21 protein-coding genes are annotated in these 26,296 nt (G+C 74.3%); 8 read left to right on the top strand and 13 right to left on the bottom strand.

The genetic code is table 11. The annotated features are described in order from the left end of the window. Positions 1 to 35 precede the first annotated feature (35 nt). From IG64_RS12785 to IG64_RS12755, 7 genes are all read right to left on the bottom strand, one after another. A complete protein-coding gene (locus tag IG64_RS12785) occupies positions 36 to 1,280 on the bottom strand; it encodes a cytochrome P450 family protein (protein ID WP_037855139.1) in 1,245 nt (414 codons plus the stop codon). Beyond that, positions 1,277 to 2,503: a cytochrome P450 gene (locus IG64_RS12780; RefSeq protein ID WP_037855138.1), complete on the bottom strand. Its 1,227-nt coding sequence runs from the start codon at positions 2,501 to 2,503 to the stop codon at positions 1,277 to 1,279. The genes IG64_RS12785 and IG64_RS12780 overlap by 4 nt, the downstream gene beginning before the upstream one ends. Further along, a complete protein-coding gene (locus IG64_RS12775) occupies positions 2,500 to 3,129 on the bottom strand; it encodes a GTP-binding protein (protein ID WP_234438489.1) in 630 nt (209 codons plus the stop codon). The genes IG64_RS12780 and IG64_RS12775 overlap by 4 nt, the downstream gene beginning before the upstream one ends. Next, on the bottom strand, positions 3,110 to 3,457 hold the full coding sequence (locus IG64_RS12770) for a DUF742 domain-containing protein (RefSeq protein ID WP_037855135.1): 348 nt from the start codon (positions 3,455 to 3,457) through the stop codon (positions 3,110 to 3,112). The genes IG64_RS12775 and IG64_RS12770 overlap by 20 nt, the downstream gene beginning before the upstream one ends. Next, positions 3,454 to 3,861 carry a roadblock/LC7 domain-containing protein gene (locus IG64_RS12765; protein WP_037855134.1) on the bottom strand — a complete coding sequence of 136 codons (408 nt, stop codon included), beginning with the start codon at positions 3,859 to 3,861 and terminating at the stop codon, positions 3,454 to 3,456. The genes IG64_RS12770 and IG64_RS12765 overlap by 4 nt, the downstream gene beginning before the upstream one ends. After that, the gene (locus IG64_RS12760; RefSeq protein WP_037855133.1) at positions 3,858 to 5,489 is read right to left on the bottom strand and encodes a sensor histidine kinase; all 1,632 of its coding nucleotides are present in this window, start codon (positions 5,487 to 5,489) and stop codon (positions 3,858 to 3,860) included. Before IG64_RS12760 ends, IG64_RS12765 begins: the two co-directional genes overlap by 4 nt. Positions 5,490 to 5,815: 326 nt before the next feature. Then, positions 5,816 to 7,075, bottom strand: coding sequence for a PP2C family protein-serine/threonine phosphatase (locus IG64_RS12755; protein WP_234438488.1), 1,260 nt, complete (start codon positions 7,073 to 7,075; stop codon positions 5,816 to 5,818). Positions 7,076 to 7,225: 150 nt separating this feature from the next. Here IG64_RS12755 and IG64_RS12750 point away from each other — a divergent pair, with 150 nt between their 5' ends. From IG64_RS12750 to IG64_RS12740, 3 genes are all read left to right on the top strand, one after another. Further along, positions 7,226 to 8,446 carry an EfeM/EfeO family lipoprotein gene (locus tag IG64_RS12750; protein ID WP_037855131.1) on the top strand — a complete coding sequence of 407 codons (1,221 nt, stop codon included), beginning with the start codon at positions 7,226 to 7,228 and terminating at the stop codon, positions 8,444 to 8,446. 170 nt (positions 8,447 to 8,616) lie between these two features. Further along, positions 8,617 to 9,873, top strand: a complete 1,257-nt coding sequence (gene efeB / locus IG64_RS12745; protein WP_078883958.1) for an iron uptake transporter deferrochelatase/peroxidase subunit — start codon at positions 8,617 to 8,619, stop codon at positions 9,871 to 9,873. 174 nt (positions 9,874 to 10,047) lie between these two features. Then, entirely contained in the window at positions 10,048 to 11,895 is a 1,848-nt protein-coding gene (locus IG64_RS12740) for a phospholipase C (RefSeq protein WP_037855130.1), read from the top strand. 88 nt (positions 11,896 to 11,983) lie between these two features. On the opposite strand, the gene IG64_RS12735 is transcribed toward IG64_RS12740, so the two are convergent. Both IG64_RS12735 and IG64_RS12730 read right to left on the bottom strand, forming a co-directional pair. Then, positions 11,984 to 13,309, bottom strand: coding sequence for a lipase family protein (locus IG64_RS12735; RefSeq protein ID WP_037855129.1), 1,326 nt, complete (start codon positions 13,307 to 13,309; stop codon positions 11,984 to 11,986). Between the two features lie 204 nt (positions 13,310 to 13,513). Then, complete coding sequence (locus IG64_RS12730; RefSeq protein ID WP_234438487.1) at positions 13,514 to 16,294, bottom strand: SpoIIE family protein phosphatase; 2,781 nt, start codon at positions 16,292 to 16,294, stop codon at positions 13,514 to 13,516. A 165-nt stretch (positions 16,295 to 16,459) separates the two neighbouring features. Between IG64_RS12730 and rpmG the strand changes: the two genes are divergently transcribed. Beyond that, entirely contained in the window at positions 16,460 to 16,624 is a 165-nt protein-coding gene (gene rpmG / locus IG64_RS12725; RefSeq protein WP_037855128.1) for a 50S ribosomal protein L33, read from the top strand. Positions 16,625 to 16,691: 67 nt separating this feature from the next. On the opposite strand, the gene IG64_RS12720 is transcribed toward rpmG, so the two are convergent. The 3 genes from IG64_RS12720 to IG64_RS12710 form a co-directional block, all read right to left on the bottom strand. Continuing rightward, positions 16,692 to 19,529, bottom strand: coding sequence for a SpoIIE family protein phosphatase (locus IG64_RS12720; RefSeq protein ID WP_234438486.1), 2,838 nt, complete (start codon positions 19,527 to 19,529; stop codon positions 16,692 to 16,694). A 94-nt stretch (positions 19,530 to 19,623) separates the two neighbouring features. Next, complete coding sequence (locus IG64_RS12715; RefSeq protein WP_037855126.1) at positions 19,624 to 20,100, bottom strand: GNAT family N-acetyltransferase; 477 nt, start codon at positions 20,098 to 20,100, stop codon at positions 19,624 to 19,626. 128 nt (positions 20,101 to 20,228) lie between these two features. Continuing rightward, entirely contained in the window at positions 20,229 to 21,674 is a 1,446-nt protein-coding gene (locus IG64_RS12710; RefSeq protein WP_037855125.1) for a glyceraldehyde-3-phosphate dehydrogenase, read from the bottom strand. Between the two features lie 237 nt (positions 21,675 to 21,911). Here IG64_RS12710 and IG64_RS12705 point away from each other — a divergent pair, with 237 nt between their 5' ends. After that, positions 21,912 to 22,973: a PucR family transcriptional regulator gene (locus tag IG64_RS12705; RefSeq protein ID WP_037855124.1), complete on the top strand. Its 1,062-nt coding sequence runs from the start codon at positions 21,912 to 21,914 to the stop codon at positions 22,971 to 22,973. Between the two features lie 287 nt (positions 22,974 to 23,260). Here IG64_RS12705 and IG64_RS12700 read toward each other — a convergent pair whose 3' ends face one another. After that, a complete protein-coding gene (locus tag IG64_RS12700; protein ID WP_037855123.1) occupies positions 23,261 to 23,743 on the bottom strand; it encodes a phage holin family protein in 483 nt (160 codons plus the stop codon). A 303-nt stretch (positions 23,744 to 24,046) separates the two neighbouring features. Here IG64_RS12700 and IG64_RS12695 point away from each other — a divergent pair, with 303 nt between their 5' ends. Genes IG64_RS12695 through IG64_RS12685 form a run of 3 tightly spaced genes read left to right on the top strand, consistent with a single transcriptional unit; the run spans position 24,047 to position 26,296 of the window. Continuing rightward, the gene (locus IG64_RS12695; RefSeq protein ID WP_037855121.1) at positions 24,047 to 24,592 is read left to right on the top strand and encodes a hemerythrin domain-containing protein; all 546 of its coding nucleotides are present in this window, start codon (positions 24,047 to 24,049) and stop codon (positions 24,590 to 24,592) included. Next, the gene (locus IG64_RS12690; RefSeq protein WP_037855120.1) at positions 24,589 to 25,677 is read left to right on the top strand and encodes a hydrogenase expression protein HypE; all 1,089 of its coding nucleotides are present in this window, start codon (positions 24,589 to 24,591) and stop codon (positions 25,675 to 25,677) included. The genes IG64_RS12695 and IG64_RS12690 overlap by 4 nt, the downstream gene beginning before the upstream one ends. Positions 25,678 to 25,699: 22 nt before the next feature. Further along, the gene (locus tag IG64_RS12685) at positions 25,700 to 26,296 is read left to right on the top strand and encodes a DUF5947 family protein (protein ID WP_037855118.1); all 597 of its coding nucleotides are present in this window, start codon (positions 25,700 to 25,702) and stop codon (positions 26,294 to 26,296) included.

The raw sequence follows: 26,296 nt of genomic DNA, 5'->3' as shown, positions 1-26,296 counted from the left end.
GGACGTCCCGCCGGGACCGGCGGGACGCCCCCACCCTACGAGCCCAGCCGGACCGGCAGCTCGAACAGGTCGTTCTGGGTCACCACCGGCTTGTTGCGCAGCTCGGACGCCGGCACCGCCAGCTCCAGGCGCGGGAAACGGGCGTACAGCGCGGGCAGCGCGACACCGGCCTCCAGGCGGGAGAGCGCCGCGCCCGGGCAGACGTGCGGGCCGTGCCCGAAGGAGATGTGGCGCGCCCCGGACTCGCGGGTGATGTCGAAGTCGCCGGCGCTCGGCCCGTGCGCCCGCTCGTCGCGGCCTATCGCGCCGTAGGAGACGATCAGCGCGTCCCCGGCGGGGATCACCTTGTCGCCGACCGGCACGTCCTCGGTCGCGAACCGGATCAGGACGTGCGAGGTGGGCGTCGAGTAGCGCAGGGTCTCCTCGATCACCGCCGGCCAGTCGGCCCGGCCGGACAGCACGAGCGCCCGCTGCGCGGGATGCGTGGAGAGGTTGACCACCGCGTTGACGATGAGCGAGATGGTCGTCTCGTGACCGGCCGCCACCATCAGCTGGAGGGTGGAGACGATCTCCTCGTCGGTGAGGCGGTCGCCGTCCTCGGACGCCAGGACCAGGGCGCTGGTGAGGTCGTCGCCCGGCGCCGCACGCTTGGCGGCCACCGTCTCGCCCATCAGGCGCGCCAGTTCGGTCAGCGTGGCGACGACCTCCTCGGGCGGGGTCTGCGTGGAGAAGAACTTCTCGAAGAGCACCTTCAGCCGGGGCAGCAGGGCCGTCTCGATGCCCATCAGGTCGGCGACGACGTACATCGGCAGCGGGTAGGCGAAGGCAGCCTTCAGGTCGACCGTCCCGCCGTCCGCGGGCAGTTCGTCGAGCAGGTCCTGCGTGAGCTTCCCGATGCGCTCGCGCATCCGCTCCACCCGGCGCGGGGTGAGCGCCTGCGCCACCAGGGTGCGCAGCCGGCGGTGCTCGGCGCCGTCCACGGTGAGCATCGAACGGCCCGGGTTGGCCAGGCCGATCAGCGGCCAGTCGGCGGGGATTTCCCCCCGCCGCCAGGCGCCCCACACCTCGATGTCCTTCACCAGACGCGGGTCGGTGAGCAGGGCCCTGGCCTCGGCATGGCGGGTGACGGCCCACACCGGGACACCGCCGGGGAGTTCGACGGCGGCCAGCGGACCCGCGGCGCGCAGCCGGGCGCTCTCCCCGTCCAGGTCGGTGACGAAGGGGTCGAGGACGATGCGCGTGCTGTCGGTGCCTGTCGTTTCTTCGGTGCCGGTCGTCATCGTGACGTGCCTCCCAGGGCAGGGGTCGGAGTGAACCGCACGGGCAGCTCGGTCAGCCCCCGCAGCCAGGGCGAGGGACGACGGGTGAGGGATGCGGCGGGCACCGTCAGGTCGATGTCCGGCAGCCGGTCCAGCACCACCTCGATGCCCGTCCGCGCGATCACCTCGGCGACCTCCTGCGCGGGGAACGGGCAGCGGTGCTCGCCGTGGCCGAAGGAGAAGTGGGCGTTGTTGCCGCCGGTGAGCTCCGAACCGTGGGTGCGCACCTGGGGATCGGAGTTGGCGCCCTGCAGGCCGAGCAGCAGCAGGTCGCCGGCGCGGACCCGGCGCCCGCCGAGCTGGGTGTCGCGGGTCGCCCAGCGCCCGGCCACGTTCTGCGTGGGCGTGTCCTCCCACAGCACCTCGTTCATCGCCTCGGCGACGCTGTTGCGCCCGCCGAACAGGGAGGCGGCGAACCGCTCGTCGGTCAGCATCAGACGCAGCGAGTTGCCGATCCAGTCGGCGGTCGGCTGGTGACCGGCCGCCATCATCACCATCAGGTCCTGCGCGACCTCCTCCTCGCTGAACCCGCCGGTGTCGGCGAGCATCCGCGAGGCCACGTCGTCGGCGGGCCGCTGACGACGCTCGGCGAGCAGGGCGGCCATGGAACGGGCCAGGTGCGTCTGGCCCGCGATCGCCCGCTCCCGCCCGTCGATCATGTCGTTCAGCGCGGTGACCAGGGCCGGGCCCTCCTCGTCGGAGAACCCGTAGAGGCGGGCCAGGACCCGCACGGGCAGCAGCATCGCGTAGTCGGCGATCAGGTCGGCGGCGCCCTCGGTGCACACCGCGTCGATCAGCTCGTCGGCGAACCGCTCGCAGTGGCGCCGCAGTTCGGACGGCTCGACGGCCTCCAGCGCGTTGCTGATCATCGCGGCGCGCTCGCGGTGGCGTTCACCGACCGTGTAGAGGATCGAGGGCTGCTTGCGGCCGATCATGGGCAGCAGCGGCCAGTCGGCGGGGATGTTCTCCCACTGGTTCCACAGGCCGGAGTCCCGGCTGAACAGCACCGGATCGCCGGTCACCTGGTGCAGTTCGCGGTAGCCCAGCACCAGCCAGGCCGGGACGTCCCCGTCGAGCAGCACCGGTGTCACCGCGCCGTGGTCGCGCCGCATCTCCCGGTACAGGACGGCGGGTTCGGTCTGGAACCGGGGGCCGCTGAGCGGGACGGCGTCGGGGGTCGTCACACGAACTCCTGTCGGGGCAGGGCCGCCGGCCCGGCGGCCTGTCCGGCGTAGTGGTCCTTGAGGTGCTGCACGAGGGTGATCAGCACCTGCTTGCTGGACTCCCGGGAGCGGGCGTCGCAGTCCACCAGCGGCACCCGCGGGTCCAGGTCGAGCGCCTCGCGGATCTCGGCGTGCGGGTGGGCGGGCCCGCCGAAGTCGTTGCAGGCCACGATGAACGGCGTGCCGTGGTGCTCCAGCCGGTCGATGGCGTACCAGGAGTCCCCGATCCGGCGGGTGTCGACGAGCACCACCGCCCCCAGCGTCCCGGAGAACAGGCGGTCCCACAGGAACCAGAACCGCTCCTGACCGGGCGCGCCGAACAGGTACAGCACGTTGTGCGCGTCCAGGGTGATGCGGCCGAAGTCGAAGGCGACGGTCGTGGCGGTCTTGCCGCGCACACCGCTGACGTCGTCGATCGCCTCGCCCGCCTGCGTCATGGTCTCCTCGGTGTTGAGGGGACGTATCTCGCTGACCGAGCGGACCAGGGTGGTCTTGCCGACGCCGAAACCGCCCACGACCACGATCTTCAGACCGTTGTCGGCGGAGGCACCCAACGGGGTGCGGGCGTCAGAGGTTGCGGAGTCCAACGAGCACCTGCTCCAGGATGTCGGGGTCGTAGACGGCGGCCTTGCGCGGGTGGCGGGCACTGACGCGGCCCGCGGCCAGCAGGTCGCACAGCAGCACCTTGGTGATGCTCACGGGCAGCCGCAGTTCGGCGGCGATCTCCACCACGGCCGTGGGGGACTCGGCCAGCCGCAGGATCGCGGCGTGCTCCGACTGCATCCCCGGCGCCGGCTGCGACTCCGCCACGACCAGCGTGACCAGGTCGAAGGGGTTGTCGGGGCCGGAGCTGGTGCGCCCGCCGGTGATGGTGTACAGGCGGTCCGGGGCGTCGTCCCTGCCGGGCCTGCTCATGACGTGCGGGGCTGGGCGGTCAGGTACTCGCCGAGCTGCTCCACCAGCTCGCTCATGTTGTGCCCGACGAGTCCGGCGTCGGCGTCCTCGGTGGTGACGACCGCGAGATGAGCGCCCTCACCGGCCTCCACGATGAACAGCACACCGCCGTAGAACTCGGTCATCGCCGAGCGCACGCCCCCGCTGCCGTCCCCGAACTCGGCGGACGCGCCGTGGGAGAGCGACTGGATGCCGGCGGCGATCGCCGCGAGCTGGTCGGCCTGGTCGACCGTCAGCTCGGGAGTGCGGCACAGCTTCAGCCCGTCGCGGGACAGCACGAGCGCGTGCCGCGCGCCCGGGGTCCGCTCCAACAGGCCCTCCAGGAGCCAGGTGAGCTGGTCGTCGGCGGTGGTCTGGCCGGTCATGAAGTGAGGTCGCCTTCCGGGTGCGCGGTGGGGTGGGACGGGGAGTCGGCCGGTGCGGCCGGGGCGGCGGCGTCGCCCTGGGCGGACGACGGCCCGGTGGTCGGGTCGGGCGGCGTGGCGGCGGACGCCGCGCCGGTGTTCGGGCGCACGGCCTGCCGGAAGCTGCTGAAGCGGGCGACGCGGGCCTTGGCGTCGTCGCCGGCGGGCGCGGGCCGCGGGGCGGGGGCGCGGGAGGCCGAACGGGCCCGCTCGGCCTCGGCCAGGGTGCGGCCCCTGCGCCGCTTGGGCAGCCCCGCGACGGGCCGCTCGGCCGTCTCGCCGTCCGTGCCGTCGGGCACGCTCTCGTGCACGGGCGCGGGGCCGCCGGAATCGGCGGCGGGCGCGGCGGCCCGGGTTCCGGCGGGCAGCGCCCGCGGGCCGTCCTGGACGGTGTCCCGAGCGCCGTCCCGGGTGTCCTGCGCCGGGGGACCCGCGGGGCGCGCGGAGGAGGCGACGGGGCTGGTGAGAATCTCCTGGGGGACGAGCATCAGCACGCCCGTGCCGCCCCGCGCGGACGGCCGGAAGGACACCTTGAGGCCGTACTTGCGGGCCAGGCGGCCCACGACGGCGAGCCCGAGCCGGGTGCCGGTGAGGCCGCCCAGCTCCGAGACGTCGCCCGAGACGGCCTGCTCGGCACGGCGCAGCTGGATCTCGCCCATCACCAGGCCGCTGTCCTCCACGGACAGGATGACCCCGGCGGGCACCTCCTCGACGTAGACGTGCACCTCGGACGTCGGCGGGGAGAAGTTGGCGGCGTTGTCGAGGAGTTCGGCGAGCGCGTGCATCACGCCCTCGGCGGCGTGCCCCGCGACCGCGGTCTCGCTCGTCGCGTGGACCCGCACCCGGCGGTAGGCGCTGATGCGGCCCAGCGCGCCGCGCAGGATCGACTCCATCGCGATGGGCCGCGCCCAGCGGCGCCCCGAACGGGCACCGGTGAGCACGGCGACCGAGTCGGCGAGACGGCCGGCCTGCGCCGTACGGTGATCCAGGTGGAGCAGGTCGGCGAGGACCTCCTCGTCCGAGTGGCGCTCCTCCATGGCCCGCAGGTCGGCGAGCATGGCGGTGGTCAGTGCCTGCATGCGGCCGGCCGCGTTGGAGGTCGCGGAGATCGCCGCGTCCCGGGCCCGGCCGGCGCGTTCCAGCTCGCCGCTCAGCCGCGCGTTCTCCTGCCGGAGGCGGTCCGCCTCCCGGGCGGCGGCGTCTTCGAGCCGGGCCCGCTCGTGTGCGAAGGACTGCGCGAACTCGGCACGCTGGCGGGCGAGTTCGTCGACGAGGTGCTGCCGTTCCCGCTGCGCCTCCTCCACCACCCGGTAGCGCTCCTGGGCCAGGCGCTCGACGTCCTGGGTCGCCGTGTGCAGCCGGCGCCGGGCGATCCGCGCGCTCTGCGTCGCGCGTACGGCCAGGAACACGGCGACCACCAGGACGACGGCCGCCGCGCCCGCCCCCCAGGCGAGCGGGGTGCGTACCGAGGCGGGTGCCGCCGAGACCGCTCCCGCGACCGCGGCGACGGACACGACGGCGGTGAGCGCGGGAAGGGGGAGGAGCTTGCGGACGGTGGGTCGCTCGCCGTGAGGCGTGGGCGCGGTCATCAATCGGGTCCTCGGGCGGCCGCCGCTCGGTCGAGAGCGGCCCTCGGTCGGGTCCTTGGGCAGGGCCTGGCGGGTGGCAGGTGACACGTGCGGTCAACTGTCGGTCACTATACGAGCTTTGGTGATCATATTGGAAAGGCCCGGTGCGATTGCCCGCACGAGCGGGCAGTTCTGCCTGACCGGGAGACCGCCCGGCGGGGCCACCGCGCCCGGTCCCTTCCCCTCCGCCCGGCTCCGGTGCGTCACGGCTGCAGGCTCCGGCCGGGGAAGACGCCCGTGCCCGCTCGGGCGGACGCCCGCTCCGGCCCGTGAGAGCGCCCGCTGGGCTACCGGGGCGCCGGTTCCGGTCCGCCGGGCTCAGGCCCGTACGGGCCGGGGGGCACGGGCTCCGGTCCGCCGGGCTCGGTCCGTACGGCGGCGGCGCCGTCCGGGAGGGCGCCGCGCAGCGCGCGGGCGACGCGCGAGCCGGCGGGCGAGGGCGGCACCCGGCGGACCGCCACCAGGGCGACGTCGTCCCCGAGGCGCCCGCCGGTGTGCGCGAGCAGATCGCGCCGGAGGTGGTCGAGCAGCACGCCGGGGGCGCAGCCGGCCCACCGCGAGGCGTGCTCCGCCAGCGGGTAGAAGACGCCGTGGCGGTCGCGCGCCTCGACGACGCCGTCGGTGTACAGCAGCAGGGTGTCGCCGGGACCGAAGGGCAGTTCGTCGACGGTGGAGCCGCCGGCGTCGGTCAGCCCGACCCCGAGCGGAGGAGCGGGATCAAGGTCCGCGACGCCGACGCGTCCCTCGTCGCTCCCGAGCAGCAGCGGCGCCACATGGCCGCAACTGGTCATCCGCACGACCGGTTCGTCGTCGGGAACCTCCAGCAGCAGCGCGGTCACGAAGCGTTCCCCGGACTCCTCCTCCGGTTCGAAGTCGGCGAGATACCGGATGACGCTGCGCTCCAGGGACGCGGCGAGCGACGGCAGCGCGGTGAGGTGGTGGGCGGCCTCGCGGAACGCTCCGAGCACCAGGGCCGCCTCCCCGACCGCGGGCAGGCCCTTGCCGCGCACGTCACCGATGAGCAGCCGGGCGCCCCGCCCGGTCCGGGCGGCGGCGTACAGATCGCCCCCGATCGACGCCTCGTCCTCCGCGGCCAGGTACAGGCAGGCCAGTTCCAAGGACCCCAGCCGGTCCGGGAGCGGCCACAGCAGGACGTGCTGCGCGGCCTCGGCGACCGAACGGACCTGCGCCAGTTCGCGGCGGCGCCGGTCGCGGACCACGGACAGCGCCACGATCAGCACGGACAGCACCGCCAGCGAGATCACCTGCACGATCACGTTCCGCGACAGGAGCGCGTGGGAGTGCCAGCCGATGAACGCCTGCGCCGCCACCGACAGCGCCCCCACGCACCCCGTCGTCCGCGGGCCCTCGGCCCACGCGGTGACCGCGGGAGCGATCACCAGGAGCGGCCCGAGGTGGATGTCGGTGGGGGTCACGATGTCGGACACCGTGATGAGGACGACGAGCACGGCCGCGACGAGCAGCAGCGCATGACCCGACTGCCGCCGCCGCCCGCGACCGCTGGAGCCTTGTTGCCCGGCACTCACGCCTCCACACTGCACCGCGGCGACACGCCCGCGCACCTCGGGAAACGGGCGGGTACCGGTTTTCCCGGCCGTCTGCCAGGGTGGTGGCCGTCGTCCGGCATGATGCGGTCCCGGACGCGATCACGCGGGGTTGACCTGGGGAGGACCGGAATGCGGGTGCCCGGCTCGGGCGTACGACGGCTCAGGCCGCTGGCCGCGATCGGGGTGGCCCCGGCGGCGGCACTGCTGCTGGCACTGGTGCTCGGGGCCGCCGGGGTGCTGGCGTTCACGCGGACCTCCGGCCGCACGGGCGCCGCGGCCGGCACGGTGCCGCACACCGCCGTCGAGGTGTCGGCCGGCGGCTGCGGACGGGGCTGGGACGAGCCGGCGCCCGGCCTGCGCGTCTTCGACCTCCACAACGTCTCCGACCGGGCCGTCGAGGTCTACCTGGAGGATCCGGGAAGCCACGCCGTGTATGGGGAGGTCGAGGGCATCGGCCCGGGCACCACCCGGCCCCTGACCGTCCGCGTCGGCAAGGGCGCGTACGCGTTCCGGTGCGTGCCCGAGGACGCCGACGCGGTGACCGGCCCGACGGTCCGGATCGGCCGCGGGGCCCGCGGCCCGGCCGCGGCGGCGGTCACCCAGCACGACCTGATCCCCCCGGCGATCGACTACCAGAAGTGGGTGGCGGGCGGCCTGGACGAAGCGGTGCGGCTGACCGGCCGCCTGCGGGAGGCGATCGACGCCGGCGACCTCGGCCTGGCCCGTACGGCCTGGCTGCCCGCGCACCTGCAGTACGAGCGGCTCGGAGCGGCCTACGACGCCTTCGGCGACGCCGACGCCCGGATCAACGGCACCGACGCCGGACTGCCCGGCGGCGTCCACGACCCGTCCTTCACCGGCTTCCACCGGATTGAGTACGGGCTGTGGCACGGCGAGAGCGCGCGGAGCCTGCGAGCCCCGGCGGCGGCCCTGGTACGGGCGCTCACCGCGCTGCGCGACACCTGGTCCCAGGCCCGCATGGACCCCGCCCAGCTCGGCCTGCGGGCGCACGAGATCCTCGAGAACACCGTCCAGTTCGAGCTGACCGGCCGCACCGACTACGGCAGCGGCACCAGCCTCGCCACCGCCCGCGCCAACCTCGACGGCACCCGCGCCGTCCTGTCCCGGCTGCGCCCGCTGCTCGCCACCCGCTACGCCGGTCTGCCGGAGCTGGACCGCGTGACGGAACGCGCCCGGACCCTGCTCGACGGCCTGCGGAACGGGGAGCGGTGGACGCCTCTGGACCGGCTGAGCCGCACGCAGCGGGAGCGGACCGACGCCGTGCTGGGCGACCTGGTGGAGCGGCTGGCCTCCGTGGCCACGCTCTGCGACCCCCGGAGGACGTCGTGAGCCCGGCCGGACACACGGGACGCGAGCAGGTGTCACGGCGGCGGGCGGAGCAGGTGCGGGGACGGGAACGGAGCGAGGAGGCACGGGTGTCCGAGAAGCGGGGCCAGGGCGAGCGGGACAGGGACGGGAGGGCCGCACCGGTTCCCGAGCCGGCCGGCCGCCGCCCCGAGGTGCCGGACGGGCCGGCGGCGCCCCGGGGCGGCGTGGCCCGGCGCCGGTTCCTGCGGGGAGCGGCGCTGGCCGGCGCCGGACTCGCCTCCGGGGGCGCGGCGGCGTCCGGCACCGGCGCGGACCTCGCCGCGGGCCCGGCCGGGCCCGCGCTGCCCGCCGTCGCCCCCTTCCACGGCCCGCACCAGCAGTCGGTGCTCGCCGCCCCCCGCCGCACCACCGTCTTCGTGGCCTTCGACGTCACCGCCGCCGACCGCGGGGAGCTGACCGACCTCCTGCGCACCCTGACCGACCGCGCCCGCTTCCTGGCCTTCGGCGGTACGCCCGAGCCGGCCGGCATCACCGGGCCGCCCGCCGACTCCGGGATCCTGGGCGGCCGGCTGCCCTCCGGTGCGCTGGGCGTGACCGTCGGCGTCGGTGCCGCGCTCTTCGACGACCGTTTCGGCCTGAGCGCCCTGCGCCCCCGCCGGCTCACGGCCATGCCGTCCTTCCCCGACGACGACCTCAGACCCGACTGGTGCCACGGCGACCTCAGTCTGCACCTGCACGCCGACGACCCGGACACCGTCCTGCACGCGCTGCGTGACATCGCCCGGCACACGCGAGGCGGCCTCCAGGTGCGCTGGCGGCTGGACGGCTTCTCCTCACCGCCCCGCCCGGCCGGCACCCCGCGCAACCTGATGGGCTTCAAGGACGGCACGGCCAACCCGGACGCGGGTGACGCCCGGGAGATGGACCGCCTGGTGTGGGTGGGCAGGGGCGGTGGTGAACCGGCCTGGGCGACCGGAGGCAGTTACCAGGTGGTCCGGCTGATCCGGATGCTGGTGGAGTTCTGGGACCGGGTCTCCCTCACCGAGCAGGAGCGCATGTTCGGCCGGGTCCGGGAGTCCGGCGCGCCCCTGGACGGCGACTTCGAGCACGACGTCCCGCACTACGCCGACGACCCCAAGGGCGACGTCATCCCGCTGGACGCCCACATCCGCCGCGCCAACCCGCGCACCGCCGCCACCGACGACCAGCGCATCCTGCGCCGGGCCTACAACTACGACCGGGGCATGGACACCAACGGCAACCTCGACATGGGCCTGCTCTTCTGCTGCTACCAGCAGGATCCGGCCCGCCAGTTCGAGACCGTGCAAAAGCGCCTGGAGGGCGAGCCGCTCACCGACTACGTCAAGCCGTTCGGCGGCGGGTACTTCTTCGCCCTGCCCGGCGTCCGCGATGCACAGGACTGGTACGGACGCGCACTCCTGAGCTGATCCCTGATCGATTAGGCGTGATTTGCTCCCCCGTTCGGTCAATACACGGTCAAGAATTGACTCGGATTGCCTGTCCCGGTGTTCATCCGGGCGTCATCATGGCCCCTCCGCCGGGCCGGCGGCGCGTCCCGGCCCGTAGACCGCAGCACGATCCTGCCCGGAAGGTGGACCCACATGGCCAGCAGGGGAAGACGAGCAACGACGCGGAGGCTGGGGGCGCTGGCCGGCGCCGCGGCGCTCACCGTCCTGGGCGCGGCCGCCCCCGGCTGGGCCGCCGTGCCCGCCGGACACGGCGGGCACGGCGCGACCGCGACCCCCATCGAGCACGTCGTCGTCCTCTTCGACGAGAACATCTCCTTCGACCACTACTTCGCCACCTACCCGAAGGCCGCCAACACCGACGGCACGAAGTTCACCGCGTCGAAGAAGACCCCGAAGGACATCGACACCCTGGCGCACGCCGGGCTGCTGGAGAACAACCCCAACCAGTACGCCCCCAAGCGGCTCACCCCGCAGCAGGCCGTCACCTGCGACCAGAACCACTCCTACGGGCCCGAGCAGTACGCCTACAACGGCGGCAGGGCCGACCAGTTCGTGCAGAACACCGAGGTCGGCAAGTGCAGCGGCGGCCTGTTCGGCGAGCCGGGCCTGGTCATGGACTACTACGACGGCAACACCGTCACCGCCATGTGGAACTACGCCCAGCACTACGCCCTGAGCGACCGCTCCTTCGGCTCGAACTACGGCCCCTCCACTCCCGGCGCCATCAACCTGGCCTCCGGCCAGACGCACGGCATCATCTCCGTCGACCCGGCCTCCGGCACCGAGAACCCGAAGCAGACCTCCACGCCCGACCCGTACACCGTCAAGTCGCCCGACGCGAACGGCGTCGGCACGATGATCAACGACCCGGACCCCGCCTTCGACGACTGCGCCGGCAAGAACCACACCAGCCGCAACGCGCTCGCGGTGATGAAGGGCCGCAACATCGGCGACCTGCTCAACCGCAAGCACGTCAGCTGGGGCTGGTTCCAGGGCGGCTTCCGGCCCTCCACCGCGTGGAGCGGCGAGCAGGGCGAGTACGCCAGGTGCGAGACGGCGCACGCCAACGTCGGCGGCGCCCAGGTCGTCGACTACAGCCCGCACCACAACCCGTTCGCGTACTACAAGTCGACGGCCAACCCGCACCACCTGCCGCCCAGGGACGTCGCCGAGATCGGCCACGACGGGCGCGCCAACCACAACTACGACCTGACCGACCTCTTCGCCGCGCTGAAGGCGGGCAGGCTCCCGGCCGTCAGCTTCGTCAAGGCCCCCTCCTACCAGGACGGCCACGCCGGGTACTCGGACCCGATCGACGAACAGCACTTCCTGGTCGACCAGATCAACGCCGTCCAGAGTTCGCCGCAGTGGAGGTCCACCGCGATCGTCATCGCCTACGACGACTCCGACGGCTGGTACGACCACGCCTACGCGCAGGTGCGCAACGGCTCGACGGACACCTCGGTCGGCTCCAACGGCAAGGCCACCGACAGCCCCGCCTGCCAGGCCGGCCCCAAGGCGGCCGGCGGCTACCAGGACCGGTGCGGCCCCGGCACGCGCCAGCCGCTGCTGGTCATCTCCCCGTACAGCAAGGTCAACAAGGTCGACCACACCCAGACCGACCAGGCGTCGATCATCCGCTTCATCGAGGACAACTGGCACACCGGGCGCATCGGCGACCACTCCTTCGACGCGACCGCGGGCCCGCTGACCGGCATGTTCGACTTCCGTCACCCCAACCGCAAGCAGGTGCTGCTGAACCGCGACGGCTCGGTCAGGTCGGTCGGACCGATCCGCTCCGTGGCGCCCGTGAAAACGTCCGTCACCCCCGGCCCGGCCTTCGAGAGCACGGCCGCGACCACCGGCACCGGCCCCTCCTCCAGGGCGCTCGCGGTGGGCGTCGGCGCGGGCGCGCTGCTGGCGGCCGGTGCCACGGGCACGTACCTCACCTGGCGCCGCAGGAGCCGCGGCGCCCTGTGACCCGGGCGCGCTTCCCGCACGGGCCGGGCCGCCCCGTCGCCGACGGGGCGGCCCGGCCCGGCGTGGTCCGCGTGCGTGCGGGGACCGGTCAGGGCTGTACGGGCAGCGTGAGGCAGTTGGACGGCGCCGGCCTGCCGGACAGGCGGTCGGTGAGCCAGGAGACCGCGGTGCCCTGGTCGGCGAGCAGCGGCCCGAAGTGGTTGAGCAGGGGGCTGACGACGTCCGGCAGGACGACCGGCGCGTAGCTGACGTCGGCGCCCTTGCGGCACCAGTCGACGGCGAGCTGCCGTGCCTGGCCGTGCGGCACGAGGTCGTCGCTGACGCCGGTGGCCACCCGCACCGGTCCGGCCGGCTTCAGTCTGCCGATGCGCTGGGTGTCGAGGAAGGCCCTGAGCGTGGGATCGGCGCCGATGATGGCGCTCAGGGACTGCCCGTCGGTGGTCCACTTGGTGCTCTTGGCGTAGCCGTAGTGCAGGATCGCGTCGCCCACGCACATGGTGGACAGATCGGCCAGGGCGGCCTTCCCGGCGGCGTTGAGGTGGGCGTCGGCGATCGGGCGCAGCTCCGGGTCGGTCTGCAGGAAGCCGTTGAGCGACCAGCCGAGGGCGCCGGCCAGTTCGCTGCCGTCGATGCCCTCGGTGACCTCGGTCAGGTCGGCGGGCGGTGCGCCGGCGTAGGTGCCGGCGAGCGGGACGTCGGGGGCGTAGGAAGGCTGCAGTTCGGCGGCGGCCGCGGTGGCTCCGCCGCCCTGGCTGTAACCGAAGAGCCCCACGCGTGAGGCGGCGGTGACCGACGCTCCCTGGACGGTGCGTGCGGCGCGGGCGGCGTCGAGGACGGCGTGGGCGCCGTCGACGCGGTTGACGTAGGTGTGCAGCCGGTCCGTGGCGCCCAGGCCCACGTAGTCGGTGACGACGACCGCGGTGCCCTGGGCGAGCAGCCGGTAGACGGACAGGTCCTCGTAGCCGACCGACACGGTCTGTCCGTTGAGGGACAGCGGGTGTTCCAGGCCGAGCGAGGCCGCGCACTGGTCGCCCTGGCCCATGGTGCCCGGCGCGACGACGACCAGCGGGCGCGGTCCGGCGCCCGTCCAGCGTGCCGTGGGCTCGATGTAGGCGCCGGTGACGGCGACGGGCGCGCCGTTCGCGTCGGTCGACTTGTACATCAGGCGGGTGGCCCGGCCCGGCAGCGGACCGTGCAGGCTGGGCAGGCTCAGCGCGAGCGGGAGCGGTTCGCTGCGGACGAGGGTGCCGTCGGCGGCGGGCAGCTGGGCGGGCGGGTCGTAGAACTCGGGGATCGTGACGCCGCGGGAGACCACGGGAGCGGAGCCGGTGGCCGCGGCGGCCGGAAGCGCCTGGACGCCGAGGCACGAGGCGGCGGCGAGGGCCACGGCGAGCAGCCGTCTGGACGCGGGCATGGGGAACCTCCTGGGGGTGCGGCCGGGCACGCGGGCGGAGAGCAGTGAACGCGACCGTACCCACCTGCTGTTACCGCCGGTAGCAGGCAGCAGGTTACGGTTCAGTAATGTGACTCGGCGTCCAATGGCGTCCCGTCGGCGGTCACCGCGCGTCAGCCGGTGCCGCGAAGGCCCCCGCCGCCCCCGCCCGCAGAGCCCCGCTCCTCACCAGGCCATCTGGTCCAGCAGCACGGACGCGTCCGGCTGCCGGGCGCCGCCGAGGCTCTGCTCCGCCCAGATCACCTTGCCGTTCGCCACGTAGCGCGTGCCCCACCGGTCCGCGAACTGCGAGACCAGGAACAGGCCCCGGCCCCCTTCGTCGGTCGTGGCCGCGCGGCGCAGCCGCGGAGAGGTGTTGCTGCCGTCCGACACCTCGCAGACCAGGGTGGAGCCCAGCAGGATCCTGACCCGCACCGGGGGAGCGCCGTAGCGGATCGCGTTGGTGAGCAGTTCACTGAGGATCAGCTCGGTGGCGAAGGCGGACTCCTCCAGCTCCCACTCGGACAGCCGCCGGCTCACCTGGGTCCGCACCCGGGAGACCGCGCTGACGTCGAACGGCACGTCCCACACCGCGACCCGGGACGGGTCGAGCAGCCGGGTACGGGCCACCAGCAGGGCCACGTCGTCGCTCGGGTGCTCCGGCAGCATCGTCTCCATCAGGGCCCGGCAGGTGTCCTCCGGTGTCTGGTCCGGGTGGGCGACCGCCGCGGCGAGCATCGCCAGTCCCTCGTCGATGTCGCGCCGCCGGTCCTCGACCAGGCCGTCGGTGAACAGGACGAGGCGGCTGCCCTCGGGCAGGACCAGCTCGCCCGTCTCGAACGGGTGGCCTCCCACGCCCAGGGGCGGCGACAGCGGCAGGTCGGGGAAGACCACCCGGCCCACGGGGTCCACCACGGCCGGCGTGACGTGACCGGCGCGCGAGAAGGTGCAGTGCCCGCCCACCGGGTCGTAGATGACGTAGAGGCAGGTGGCGCCGGTGACCAGGGCCCCCTCGCCGTCCGTCGCCTCCGCGGGGGTGTCGAGCCGGGCCACCATCTCGTCGAGGTGGCCGAGCAGTTCGTCCGGAGGCAGGTCCAGCGAGGAGAAGTTGAGCACCGCCGTCCGCAGCCGCCCCATGGTCACCGCCGCGTGCAGCCCGTGGCCCACCACGTCGCCGACCACGAGCGCCGTCCGGAACCCCGGCAGGGGTATGACGTCGAACCAGTCGCCGCCCACCCCCGACTGCGCCGGGCGGTAGCGCCAGGCCACCTCCAGCGCGTCCTGCTCCGGCAGGTCCCGGGGCAGCAGACTGCGCTGCAGCGTGACGGCCATCGCGTGCTCGCGCGAGTACCTGCGGGCGTTGTCGATCGCCACCGCCGCCCGGGCCCCCAGCTCCTCCGCGACGGCGACGTCCTCCTCCTCGAACCGCGGCGAGCCGGCGCCCCGCCAGAAGTTGACCATGCCCAGCACCACCCCGCGTGCCCTGAGCGGCACGGCGATCAGTGAGTGGATGCCCGCGGCCAGCACCTGGCGGGCGCCCTGCGGGTCCTGGGCCCGCCAGTCCTCGGCGGCCCGCAGGTCCGGCACCCGTACGGCCTTGCCCCGCCGCAGCGCCGCCACCATCGGCGTGTCGGCCACCACGAACCGGATCAGATCGCCCACCGGCTGCAGGGGGTTGCGCGATCCGCGCAGCGCCGTGCGGCGCATCCGGTGCATGGCACCGGTGGGCTCCTCGCCGTGCAGTACGGCCTCCAGGAGTTCCACGGTGACCACGTCCGCCAGCCGGTCCACCGCCACCTGGGCCAGTTCGTCCGCGGTGCGCCGCACGTCCAGCGTCGTGCCGATGCGCACCCCCGCCTCGTACAGCAGGGTCAGGCGCTCCCGCGCCACCTCCGCGCGCCCCGAGAGAGCCCGCAGTTCCGTGGTGTCGCGGAAACTGGCCACCAGGCCCGGTGCGTCCGCGTACGGCGCGGTCCGCCGGGTGTTGACGGCGAGGAGCCGGTCGCCGGCCGGGCACACCTCGTCGGAGACGATCTCGCCCGCCACCAGCACCCGGGTCAGCTCCGGGGCGAGCCCCAGCTGTGTCACGTGCCGCTGGTCGGCGTCCGCCGGCAGGTCCAGCAGGCGGCGCGCCTCGTCGTTGGCCAGCAGGAGCCGGCCGTCGGCGCCGACGATGAGCACGCCCTCGCGCACCGCGTGCAGCACCGCGTCGTGGTGCTCGTACATCCGGGTCATCTCGGCCGGCCCGAGACCGTGCGTCTGCCGGCGCAGCCGTCTGCTGACCAGGGCGGTGCCCGCCGTGGCGAGCGCGAGGGCCAGCGCGGCCGAGCCCAGCACCATGGGCACCTGCTGGTCCAGCAGGTGCCCCAGGTTCACGACCTGGATGCCGGCCGTGACCACACCCACCACCCGGCGGCTCGCGTCCATCACCGGCACCACGGCGCGCACGGCGTCGGCCGGCTTGCCGTGGAAGGTGTCGGTGAAGGTCTCCCCGGCGATGGCGCGGCTGACGTCGGTGGCCTTGGTGCCGATGAGGCGCGGCTGTGTGTCGGCGAGCCGCACCCCGTGGACGTCGATCACGGAGATGAAGTCGATGCCGGCGCCGGCCTGCGCCTGCATGACCGGGGTCTGCAGCAGCTTGGCCGGGTCCGGGGCCTTGAACGCGAGGGCGGTGCCGGGGGCGTGCGCGAAGGCCTCGGCCGCGGCCAGGGAACGCTTGCGGGCGTCGTTCTCGCCGTCGTAGCGCCCCTGCAGGACCAGGGCGGCGGCCGCCGCCGCGACCAGCACCAGGACCACGATGACCTGGAGCAGCAGCACCTGTCCGGCCAGGGTGCCGGGCCCCCAGGGCGCCGGCGGGCGCCGCCCGGGGGAGCGGCGCGGTCCCGGACGGCGGGAGGGATCAGCGGACCGCCGGCCGCCCTGCGGCGCTGCCGCCTTCGACCGGGACCGGCGGGAACGTCCGATCATGCTCCCAGTTCTAGCACTGCGCTCGCCCGCCGGGCGACCGGTATGTCGGTTTCGCTCGGGTTCCGGTGTCCCGCCCGACCGGGAATGCGGCCGGTGCCCGCGCTGTTGACGCACCCGGCTGGCATGTCTGGATCAATCCGGGGATGCGGCCGAAAGGAGGAACACATGGCACGCACCACCGTGCGCCCCGTCGTCCGGCTGAAGTCGACCGCCGGAACCGGCGTCACCTACGTCACCCGCAAGAACCGCCTCAACGACCCCGACCGGCTCGTCCTGCGCAAGTACGACCCGGTGGCCGCCCGGCACGTCCTGTTCCGCGAAGAACGCTGAACGGACCGGCCGCGGCAGGCGCGGCCCGCCGCGGCCCGCGGGTGACCGGACCGCTCCGGCGGCGCGGTCACCCGCCCGGGCGGGACAGCTGCTGCTCCGCCCAGATCGTCTTGCCGCAGCCCGAGTAACGGGTGCCCCAGCGCTGGGCGACCTGGGCGACCAGGAACAGACCGCGCCCGCCCTCGTCCGTGCTCCGCGCCCGCTTCAGATGCGGCGAGGTGCTGGCGCCGTCGGAGATCTCGCAGATCAGCGTCCGCTCGTGGATCAGGCGCAGGCCGATCGGACCGCAGGCGTGCCGGATGGCGTTCGTGAGCAGCTCACTGACGATCAGCTCGGTGCTGAAGGCCGCCTCGCCCAGGCCCCAGCGGGCCAGTTGCCCGGCCACGTCGCCGCGCGCCACACCCACCGCGGCCGGGTCGGGGGGCACCTCCCAGTAGGCCACCCGGTCGGAGCTGAGCACATGGGTCCGGGCGATCAGGAACGCCACGTCGTCGCGCGGGCGGTCCGGCAGCAGCGTGCGGACCATGATGTCGCAGATCTCCTCCAGCGGCCGGTCCGGATGGGCCAGCGTGAAGCACAGCCGTTCCATGCCGACGTCGACGTCCCGGTCCGACGCCTCGATCAGGCCGTCCGTGTAGAGGGCGATGACACTGCCCTCCTCCACCGGCACCTCGGCGTACTCGAACGGCAGCCCGCCCAGCCCGAGCGGCGGCCCCGCCGGGATGTCCGGGAACTCGACCGGTTCGTTCAGGTGCGCGATCGCCGGACTGGGGTGGCCGGCCCGGGCCACGGTGATCTTGCGGGCGATGGGGTCGTACACGGCGTACACACAGGTCGCCCCGACCACCGGAGGGCCCTCGTCGGCGGCCTCCGCCTCGTCGGACAGCCGCACGACGAGGTCGTCGAGGCGCGCCAGCAGTTCGTCGGGGGCCAGGTCCAGATCGGCCAGCGTCTGGACGGCGGCCCGCAGCCGGCCCATGCTGGCCGCGGCGTGCAGCCCGTGGCCGACCACGTCGCCCACCACCAGCGCCACCCTGGCACCGGAGAGCGGGATCACGTCGTACCAGTCACCGCCCACGCCCGACTCCGCGTCGGCGGGCAGATACCGGTGGGCCACCTCGACGGCGCTGTGCGCGGGCAGGGAGGGCGGCAGCAGGCTGGTCTGGAGGGTGAGCGCCGCCCGGTGCTCCTGGGCGTAGCGCCGCGCGTTGTCCACGCACACGGCGGCCCGCGCCACCAGCTCCGTCACCAGGAGCACGTCGTCCTCGTCGAAGGGGTCGGGGTTCTTCCACCGCATCAGCGTGACGACGCCCATGGTCACGCCGCGCGCCCGCAGCGGCACGACCAGGTGGGTGTGCACGCCGAGCCGGATCAGCCGGTGCCAGCGCGCGGGGTCGTCGGCGACCCAGGGCGTCGTGAGGCCGACGGCGGTCACCCGCACGGGTTCGCCGGTGGCCAGGCACCGCCGCTGGGGCGAGCCGGCCGGGTACCGGGTGGGGTCGCCCACCCCGACGACGCGGTCCGGCTCGTCCTCCTGGACCGACCGGTGGGCCGACCGGCGCAGTGTGGCCGCACCGCGCTCCGGCCACGCGGCCGGCATCTGCCGCGCCCGGACGACGTCCAGGAGGTCCACGGTGACGAAGTCGGCGACCTGCGGGACGACGACCTCCGTCAGTTCCCGTACGGTCCGGTCGAGGTCCAGTGTGGTCCCGATGTGCTCACCGGCGGCGTTGAGCAGCGCGAGCCGCTGGCGCGAGGGGTCCTGGCCGGTGAGGTCCAGCGCGGCGTAACAGATGCCGAGGGTCCGGCCGGAGGCGTCCTTCAGCGGGAAGAAGGCACGCAGCCGGGCGCGGCCCGGCTGCGGCGGGTCCGGCGCGCCGGAACGGGACGGTACGGGCTCCAGGGTGACGCGGAAGCGGCCGGAGAGCAGGGCCTGCCGGGCCTGCCGGCTCACCACCGGTGACGCCCTGGCCGCGCGGGGGCGCAGGCGCTCGCCGGGGGCGGCACCGTGGCCGTCCGCGGGGCCGGTGGGCGGGGGAGCCGGGCGCGTGCGGGCGGCGTCGGCGGGGGCTGTGTCCGCGGGGGCCGGGCCCGTGGGAGCCGTGCCGGCCGGGGCCGGGCTCGTGCGGACGGTGCCCGGGGAGGCCGTGGTCGCCGGAGCCGGGTCTGCGGAGGTGGTGCTGGTGCTTGCGCTCGGGGGGTCTTCGCGTGCGGGGGCCGCGCCCCCGGGGACCGGGGCCGCGCGAGCCGGGTCCGCGAGGGCCGCGTTCGCGGGGCCTGCGTCCGGGGAGGCCGTGGTCGCTGGAGCCGGGTCTGCGGGGGCCGCATCCGGGGGGAGCGTCTCCGTGGGGGCCGGGCCCGTGGAGGGGGCGGGGACGGGGGCCGCCTTCGCCGGGCGTCGCCCGGGCCGGCCCGGCGGGCACTCCTCCATGGCGGCCAGCGCGGCGTTGACCCACCGGTACCGCATCCCCGCGTCCAGGACCGCGACGCCGAACGGCGACTGCTCCAGCAGCCCGCGCGCCACCGTGGCGTACAGCTCCCGCCGGCGCAGGTCCACCGCGTCCCACCCGGCGACGAGCCACTCGGGCGCCCCGGTCGCGGCGGTCAGCGGGGACACCCGGACGGCCAGCCGGACGGTGTGGCCGTCCCCGTGGCGCAGGGGCACGACGCCCTGCCAGCCCCGGCGGACCCGGCGCAGCCCGGACACCACCGCGGCGGGGTCGCCCCGCGCGAACAGGCCCCCCACGGACCGCCCCAGCACCTCGGCGGCCGGACGGCCGAGCAGTTCCTGGGCGCCGCGGCTCCAGCGGACGATCAGCCCTCCGGCGTCGACGACCGCCACGGCCGTGGACGTGATGTCGAGCGGATCGCGCGGAAAGGCACTGTTCGCACCGCTGACGCCCATGCTGTCATCCCCATCCACGGGCAGGACCCCACGGGCACATTTTCGCATCGGGCGCCTTGTCGCGCCGCCCGGGACGACCGCGCCGGAGCGCCCGCTACCGCGGCCGGCCCAGCGCGGCCAGCGCGTCGTCCGTCAGCCGGTACACCGTCCACTCGTCCTGCGGGCGGGCGCCCAGGGACTCGTAGAAGTCGATCGACGGGCGGTTCCAGTTCAGGACCGACCACTCCAGGCGCTCGTAGCCGCGCGCGACGCAGATGCGGGCCAGTTCGGTCAGCAGGGCCTTGCCGTGGCCGCCGCCGCGGGCCTGCGGCCGTACGTACAGGTCCTCCAGGTAGATGCCGTGCACGCCGCGCCAGGTGGAGAAGTTGAGGAACCACAGCGCGAAGCCCACGATCTCGCCGTCCGCGTCCTCGGCGACGTGCGCGTAGGCCGCGGGGCGGTCCCCGAACAGTGCCTCGGCGAGCTGCTCCGGCGTGGCCCGCGCCTCGTCGAGCGCCTTCTCGTACTCGGCCAGATCGCGGATCAGGGCGTGGATGACGGGCACGTCGGCGAGGGTCGCGGCACGGATCATGGCCGCAGTCTCACACACCGCCCGCGCCGCGCACCGGGCGGGTGCCCGCCGTCGGCACCGGGACGGCCCGGCACCTCCCGCAGATGTGCGAGGAGGTGCCGGGCCGCCCGGCGCAGCGGGCGCGCCGGTCAGAGGGCGGGCGCCGGGTAGGTCGGGTACTCGACCCCGGAGACGTGCTGGACGACCCGGATGACCTGGCAGGAGTAGCCGAACTCGTTGTCGTACCAGAGGTAGAGGATGGCGTTGTCGCCCTCGACCTTGGTGGCGCCCGCGTCCAGGATCGAGGCGTGGCGCGAGCCGATGAAGTCGCTGGAGACAGCGTCGGGCGCGCTGATGAAGTCGATCTGCCGCCTGAGCGGCGAGGTGAGGGAGACCTCGCGGAGGTGGTCGAGGACCTCCGCGCGGCTGGTCTCGCGCCGCAGCCGCAGGTTGAGGATCGCGATGGAGACGTCCGGCACCGGCACCCGGATCGAACTGCCGGTGATCCGCGCCTTCAGGTCGGGCAGCGCCTTGGCCACGGCGGAGGCGGCACCGGTCTCGGTGATGACCATGTTGAGCGGCGCACTGCGGCCGCGCCGCTCGGACCGGTGGTAGTTGTCCAGCAGGTTCTGGTCGTTGGTGAAGGAGTGGACGGTCTCCACGTGACCGCTCTCCACGCCGAACTCGTCGTCCATCGCCTTCAGCGGCGGGACGATGGCGTTCGTCGTGCACGAGGCGCAGGACAGGATCCGCTCGTCCGGCTTGAGGGTGTCGTGGTTGACGCCGTGCACGATGTTGGGGACGTCGCCCTTGCCCGGCGCCGTCAGGACGACCTTCTCGATCCCGGGACGCAGGTGCTTCGACAGGCCCGCGCGGTCGCGCCACTTGCCCGTGTTGTCGATGAGGATGGCGTCCTTGATGCCGTACGCCGTGTAGTCCACCGACGAGGGGTCGTCGGCGTAGATCACCTTGATGGCGTTGCCGTTGGCGAGGATCGTGCTGTTCGCCTCGTCGACCGTGATGGTGCCCTGGAACTGACCGTGGATGGAGTCGCGGCGCAGCAGCGAGGCACGCTTGACGATGTCCTGCTCACCGCCGCCGCGGACGACGATCGCGCGCAGCCTGAGCCCGTTGCCCGAGCCCGCCTTCTCGATGAGCAGCCGGGCGACCAGGCGGCCGATGCGGCCGAAGCCGTAGAGGACGACGTCGCGTCCCTCGCGGCGCTCGGCCTTGCCCGCGCCGGTCGCGCCCGCGACCGCCTCGGCCGTGAACTCGGCCACGGACAGGCCCCGGTCGTCGGCCTTGTACGTCGCCGCCAGCATGCCGATGTCGATCTGCGAGGGGCCGAGGTCCAACGCGGTGAGGGCCTCGAGGAAGGGCAGCGTCTCGGTGACCGACAGCTCCTCGCCGGCGATCTGCCGGGCGAACCGATGGGTCTTGAGGATGCTCACCACCGACTTGTTCACCAGGGAGCGGCTGTGCAGCAGGACGTTCACGTCCCGCTCCCGGTGCAGCTTCCCGATCATCGGGATCATCGACTCCGCGATCTCCTCGCGGTGCTTCCAGTTGGTGAACGAGTCGTCGTTGACAGTCACAGGTTTCTCTTTCGAGCTAGGCAGCGCTCATATGCTAACCCGACGGAGATCCGGCCCTTCAGGGGGTGTCCGGCGGCGTCCGTGAGGTCCGCGACCGGGCGGCAGGGCGCGGCGGGAGGGGCCGGGCCCGCGCGGGGGAGGCGGGGTTTGGCACTGCTGTTCGCCGTGGGTTAGAAAACGTCAGCGGCCGATCGAGGCTGCCGATCAAGGCTGTCCGATCAAGGCTGGGGAGGGTCCGTGACACGGCCAGAGCTGCCCGAGGCATATCTGAGGGGCTACACCCGGATCCTGGCCGACGTGTGCGCCACCGGCCGCCGCCTCACCCGCGACGAACTGGCGCTGCTGCGCGCCCAGGGCGAGCGGGCGGCCGAGGCCGGGCACGGCCTGCGCCGGCTCGTCCACCGGCACCTGGCCGAGACCCGCACGGTCTCCGCCGCCTTGCAGACCGCCGGCGTGGACCGGGTCCTGGCCGCCGTCGAACAGGCCATGGACGCCTTCGCCGAGGGCCACGAACGCGCCCAGAGACTCGCCATGCGCCAGGAGGAAGCGGCGCGCCGCGAGTTCATCGACGACCTGCTTTACGGCCGCAGCGACCTCGGCCGGCTCGCGGAACGCGCCGAACGCTACGGACTGCTCTTCTCCCGCGCCCACGCGGTCGCGGTCGCCCAGGGCACCGAGCCCGTCGACGACACGCACCCGGCCACCCGGCACGTGGAGACCTCGCTGCTCGCCCGGTTCGGTGAACGCCGGGTGCTGCTCACCACCAAGGACGGCCGGCTCGTCTGCGTCGCCCCGGGCGACCAGGACGACGTGCTGGCGTTCTTCGCCAAGCACGCCTACGCGGCCACGGACGGCGGCAGGGTCGCCATCGGCCGTCCGCACCCCGGCGCCGGGGGAGTGGTCCACTCCTACGAGGAGGCCCTCAACGCCCTCGACCTCGCCCACCGCCTCGAACTCCGGGAACCGGTGCTGCGGGCGGCGGACCTCCTCGTCTACCCCGTCCTCACCCGCGACCGGCAGGCCATGGCCGACCTCGTCCGCGACACGCTCGGCCCGCTCCGCGCCGCCCGCGGCGGTGCCCAGCCCCTGCTGGACACGCTCACCGCGTACTTCGACGCGGGCTGTACGGCCGCCGAGGCGGCGCGCCGCCTCAGCCTCAGCGTCCGGGCCTTCACCTACCGGCTGGAACGCATCCGCAAACTGACCGGCGCCGACCCTGCCGACCCCGTGCACCGCTACACCTTGCAGACCGCGGTGATCGGCGCCCGCCTCCTCGGCTGGCCGGAACACGAGGTGTGAGGCGGCCGGCGCGCGCCGGTGATCGGCGGTGGAGGCGCGGCGCGCTGGTACGGACGGTGCGCTCCGGCGCGGGCTGGCGGGCACGGTGCGGGTGCGGCGCGGGCCGGTACGGGCGGTGCGGGCGGCACCCGCCGGTACCGGCGGTCCGGGAGGAGGGGTGCGCCGGTCCGGGCGGGCGGGTGCGAGGCGCTTCGCGGGTGCTGACGGCGGCTCAGGCGCAGGGAGCGCGCGGGCCTCGCCAGGCGTGGCGGGTCGGCGCGGTTCGGGCGCGGGGACGTACCTGCGGCTCACGCACCGGGATCGGGGGCCTCGGGCCCGGGCGTCGGATCCGGGCCGGACGCCGGATCGGTGCCGGCCGATGGACCGGTGCCCCGGGGCGCCGTCGTGGAGCGCCGGTCGTCGGCGTCCTTCTCCAGCGCCTCGGCGGCCGCGTGGGCGGCGGCGTTCACCCGGTTGCGGGCCGCCAGCGCCAGAGCGGCGGCGCCGGACCCGTAGACGCAGGCGAGCAGGGCCGCGGCCCTGCCCCGCGGCATGACCGCCGCCAGGCTCCGCAGCACGGCCTCGTGCGCCGACCACAGCGCCAGCAGCCCGCACAGCCCGGAACCGGCGGCCAGCGCACCGCCCGCCCCGAACGCGCGCAGACCGGCCATGAGATCGTCCCGTACGGCCCTGACCTCGTCCCGCGCCAGTTCCGCGGCGTCCTGGCCGAGCCGGGCCGCAGCGTCACCCATCCGGCCCGCGCCCGCGGCGCCCTCACCCGGTGTTCCCATGTCCGCGTCTCCTGTCCGTCCGAGGCCCGCGCCCCCTCACGCGTCTCCTGCCCTCCTGGCCGAGGTGTCCGGGTGCCACCGCACAGGGCGGGGAAACACCCGGGTCACCGGGCCGTGCCGCCGGGGCGGGCGGCGGCGCGTGCCGCGCGCACGGGACCGCCCGCGCAGAACGCGCGGTCAGCGGCGACCTGTGTGAGCCTGGGGCAGGGACGGACCGTCCCGCGTGCTCCGGACGGCGTCCGCCCAGGCCCCCGAGCCCGCCCGCCCCGCCGCGGATCGCCGCCCCGGACGAGGAAAGATGCGATGGACGCGATCGAGCTGCTGCAGCACGACCACCGGATGGTCGAGCAACTGTTCCGCGACTACCACGCCGCGGCCTCCCCGGCCCAGCGCAGGGGCGTGATCGAGCTGACGGTCCGCGAACTGTCCAAGCACGCCGCGCTCGAGGAGATGATGGTCTACCCGCTGGCCAGGAAGGCGCTGCCCGACGGCGCGCGCCGGGCCGACGAGCACCTGGGCGAGGACATGGCCGTCAAGAAGCTGCTGCTGGCCCTGGACAGACTGCCCGCCGAGGCCCCGCGCGAGAGCGACCTGATGGCCCGGCTCGGGCGGGAGGCCGAGGCACACGTACGAGCGCAGGAGACGGACCTGATGCCCGCACTGCGCGAACACGTCGCCCAGCGCGATCTGGACGAACTGGGCCGGCTGCTCGACCAGGCCAAGCGGGGCGCCCCGACCCGGCCGCACCCGCACGCGCCCGACCGGCCCCCGGCCCTGACGGCGGTGGCTCCGGTGGCCGCCGCCTACGACCGGCTCCGTGACCGTCTCCAGGGGAGGCCGAGCACATGACTGCCCAGAGCGGCACCACCCGCACAGGACAGACACCCGAAGGCGCCGGTGAACGGCACGGCTTCGACGAGATCCACATCCTCTGGATCTCCGAGGGCATGAGCTGCGACGGCGACACCGTCTCCATGACGGCGTCGGGTCAGCCCGCGATCGAGGACATCGTGCTAGGACTCGTCCCCGGACTGCCCAAGGTGCACCTGTACAACAAGGTGCTCTCGCCGAGCCTGGGCGGCGAGGACTTCCTCGCCCCCTTCCGCGCCGCCGCCCGGGGCGAACTGACCCCGTTCGTCCTCGTCATCGAGGGCTCGGTCCCCAACCAGAACATCATCGAGGGCGACGGCTACTGGACCTCGTTCGGCAACGACCCGGAGACCGGCGAACCGCTCACCCTCAACTGGTGGATCGACCGGCTCGCGCCCCGGGCCTGGGCCGTCGTCGCGGCCGGCACCTGCGCGACGTACGGCGGCATCCACGCGATGGCCGGCAACCCGACCGGTGCCATGGGCCTCGCGGACTACCTCGGCTGGGACTTCAGGTCGCAGGGCGCCCTGCCCATCGTGAACGTCCCCGGCTGCCCGATCCAGCCCGAGAACTTCATGGAGACCCTGACCTGGGTGCTCCAGCACGCCGCGGGTTCCGCGCCGCCCCCGCCGCTCGACCACATGCTGCGCCCGCAGTGGCTGTTCGGGAAGACGGTGCACGAGGGCTGCGACCGGGCCGCCTACTACGAGCAGGCCGACTTCGCCAAGGACTACAACTCGCCCAAGTGCCAGGTGAAGGTGGGCTGTTGGGGACCGGTGGTCAACTGCAACGTGCCCAAGCGCGGCTGGATGGGCGGCGTGGGCGGCTGCCCCAACGTCGGCGGCATCTGCATCGGCTGCACGATGCCCGGGTTCCCCGACGCCTTCATGCCCTTCATGGACGAACCCACGGGCGGCAGCCTGTCCGCCGTCCTCATCAGGCCGTACGGCGCGTTCATCCGGCGGATGCGCGGCATCACCAGCATGGCCGTCAACAAGGAACCGAGATGGCGGCACAACGAAGACCGCCTGACCAGCGGCTACGACCCCTACTGGCGTGCGTGAGCACGGAACGGGAGCCCAGGACATGACCGGTGCGCTGGCGCGCCTGATCCGCGGTGCCGCCGACGCGCGCGCGGAAACCGCCGAACGCTGCGACCTGTGCGGCGAGCCGGTGGCCGACGACCACCGGCACCTGCTCGACACGGGCGGGGGCGGCGGCGAGGACCTGCTGTGCGCCTGCCGGGCCTGCTCGCTGCTCTTCGTCGACGACGGGGCGGCCGGCGGGCGGTACCGGCCGGTTCCGACCCGGCGCCTGCGGCTGCCCCCGGTGGACACCGCGGCGCTCGGGGCACCGGTCGGTCTGGCGTTCTTCGTGGTGGGCCGGGACGGCACCCCCGCCGGGCACTGGCCCAGCCCCGCCGGCGCCACCCGGTGGGAGGCCGATCCCGGCGCCTGGCGGCGGCTGGCGGATGGCTGTCCGGCGCTGGCGGCGCTGGAACCCGGCGTCGAGGCCCTGCTCGTCCACACGGCGCGCGGCGCCCGGCACCACTGGATCGTGCCCGTCGACGACTGCTTCCGCCTCGTCGCCGTGGTACGCCGAGAATGGCGCGGCCTGTCCGGGGGCGACCGGGTGTGGGGCGCCGTCGACGACTTCTTCGCGCAGCTGACCGAGCGACCGTGA

It is taken from the genome of Streptomyces sp. NRRL S-340, from assembly GCF_000720185.1.
Lineage (GTDB): Bacteria > Actinomycetota > Actinomycetes > Streptomycetales > Streptomycetaceae > Streptomyces.
Note: the sequence above shows the minus strand (reverse complement) of the source record. Positions and strands in the feature narration are given on the sequence as shown.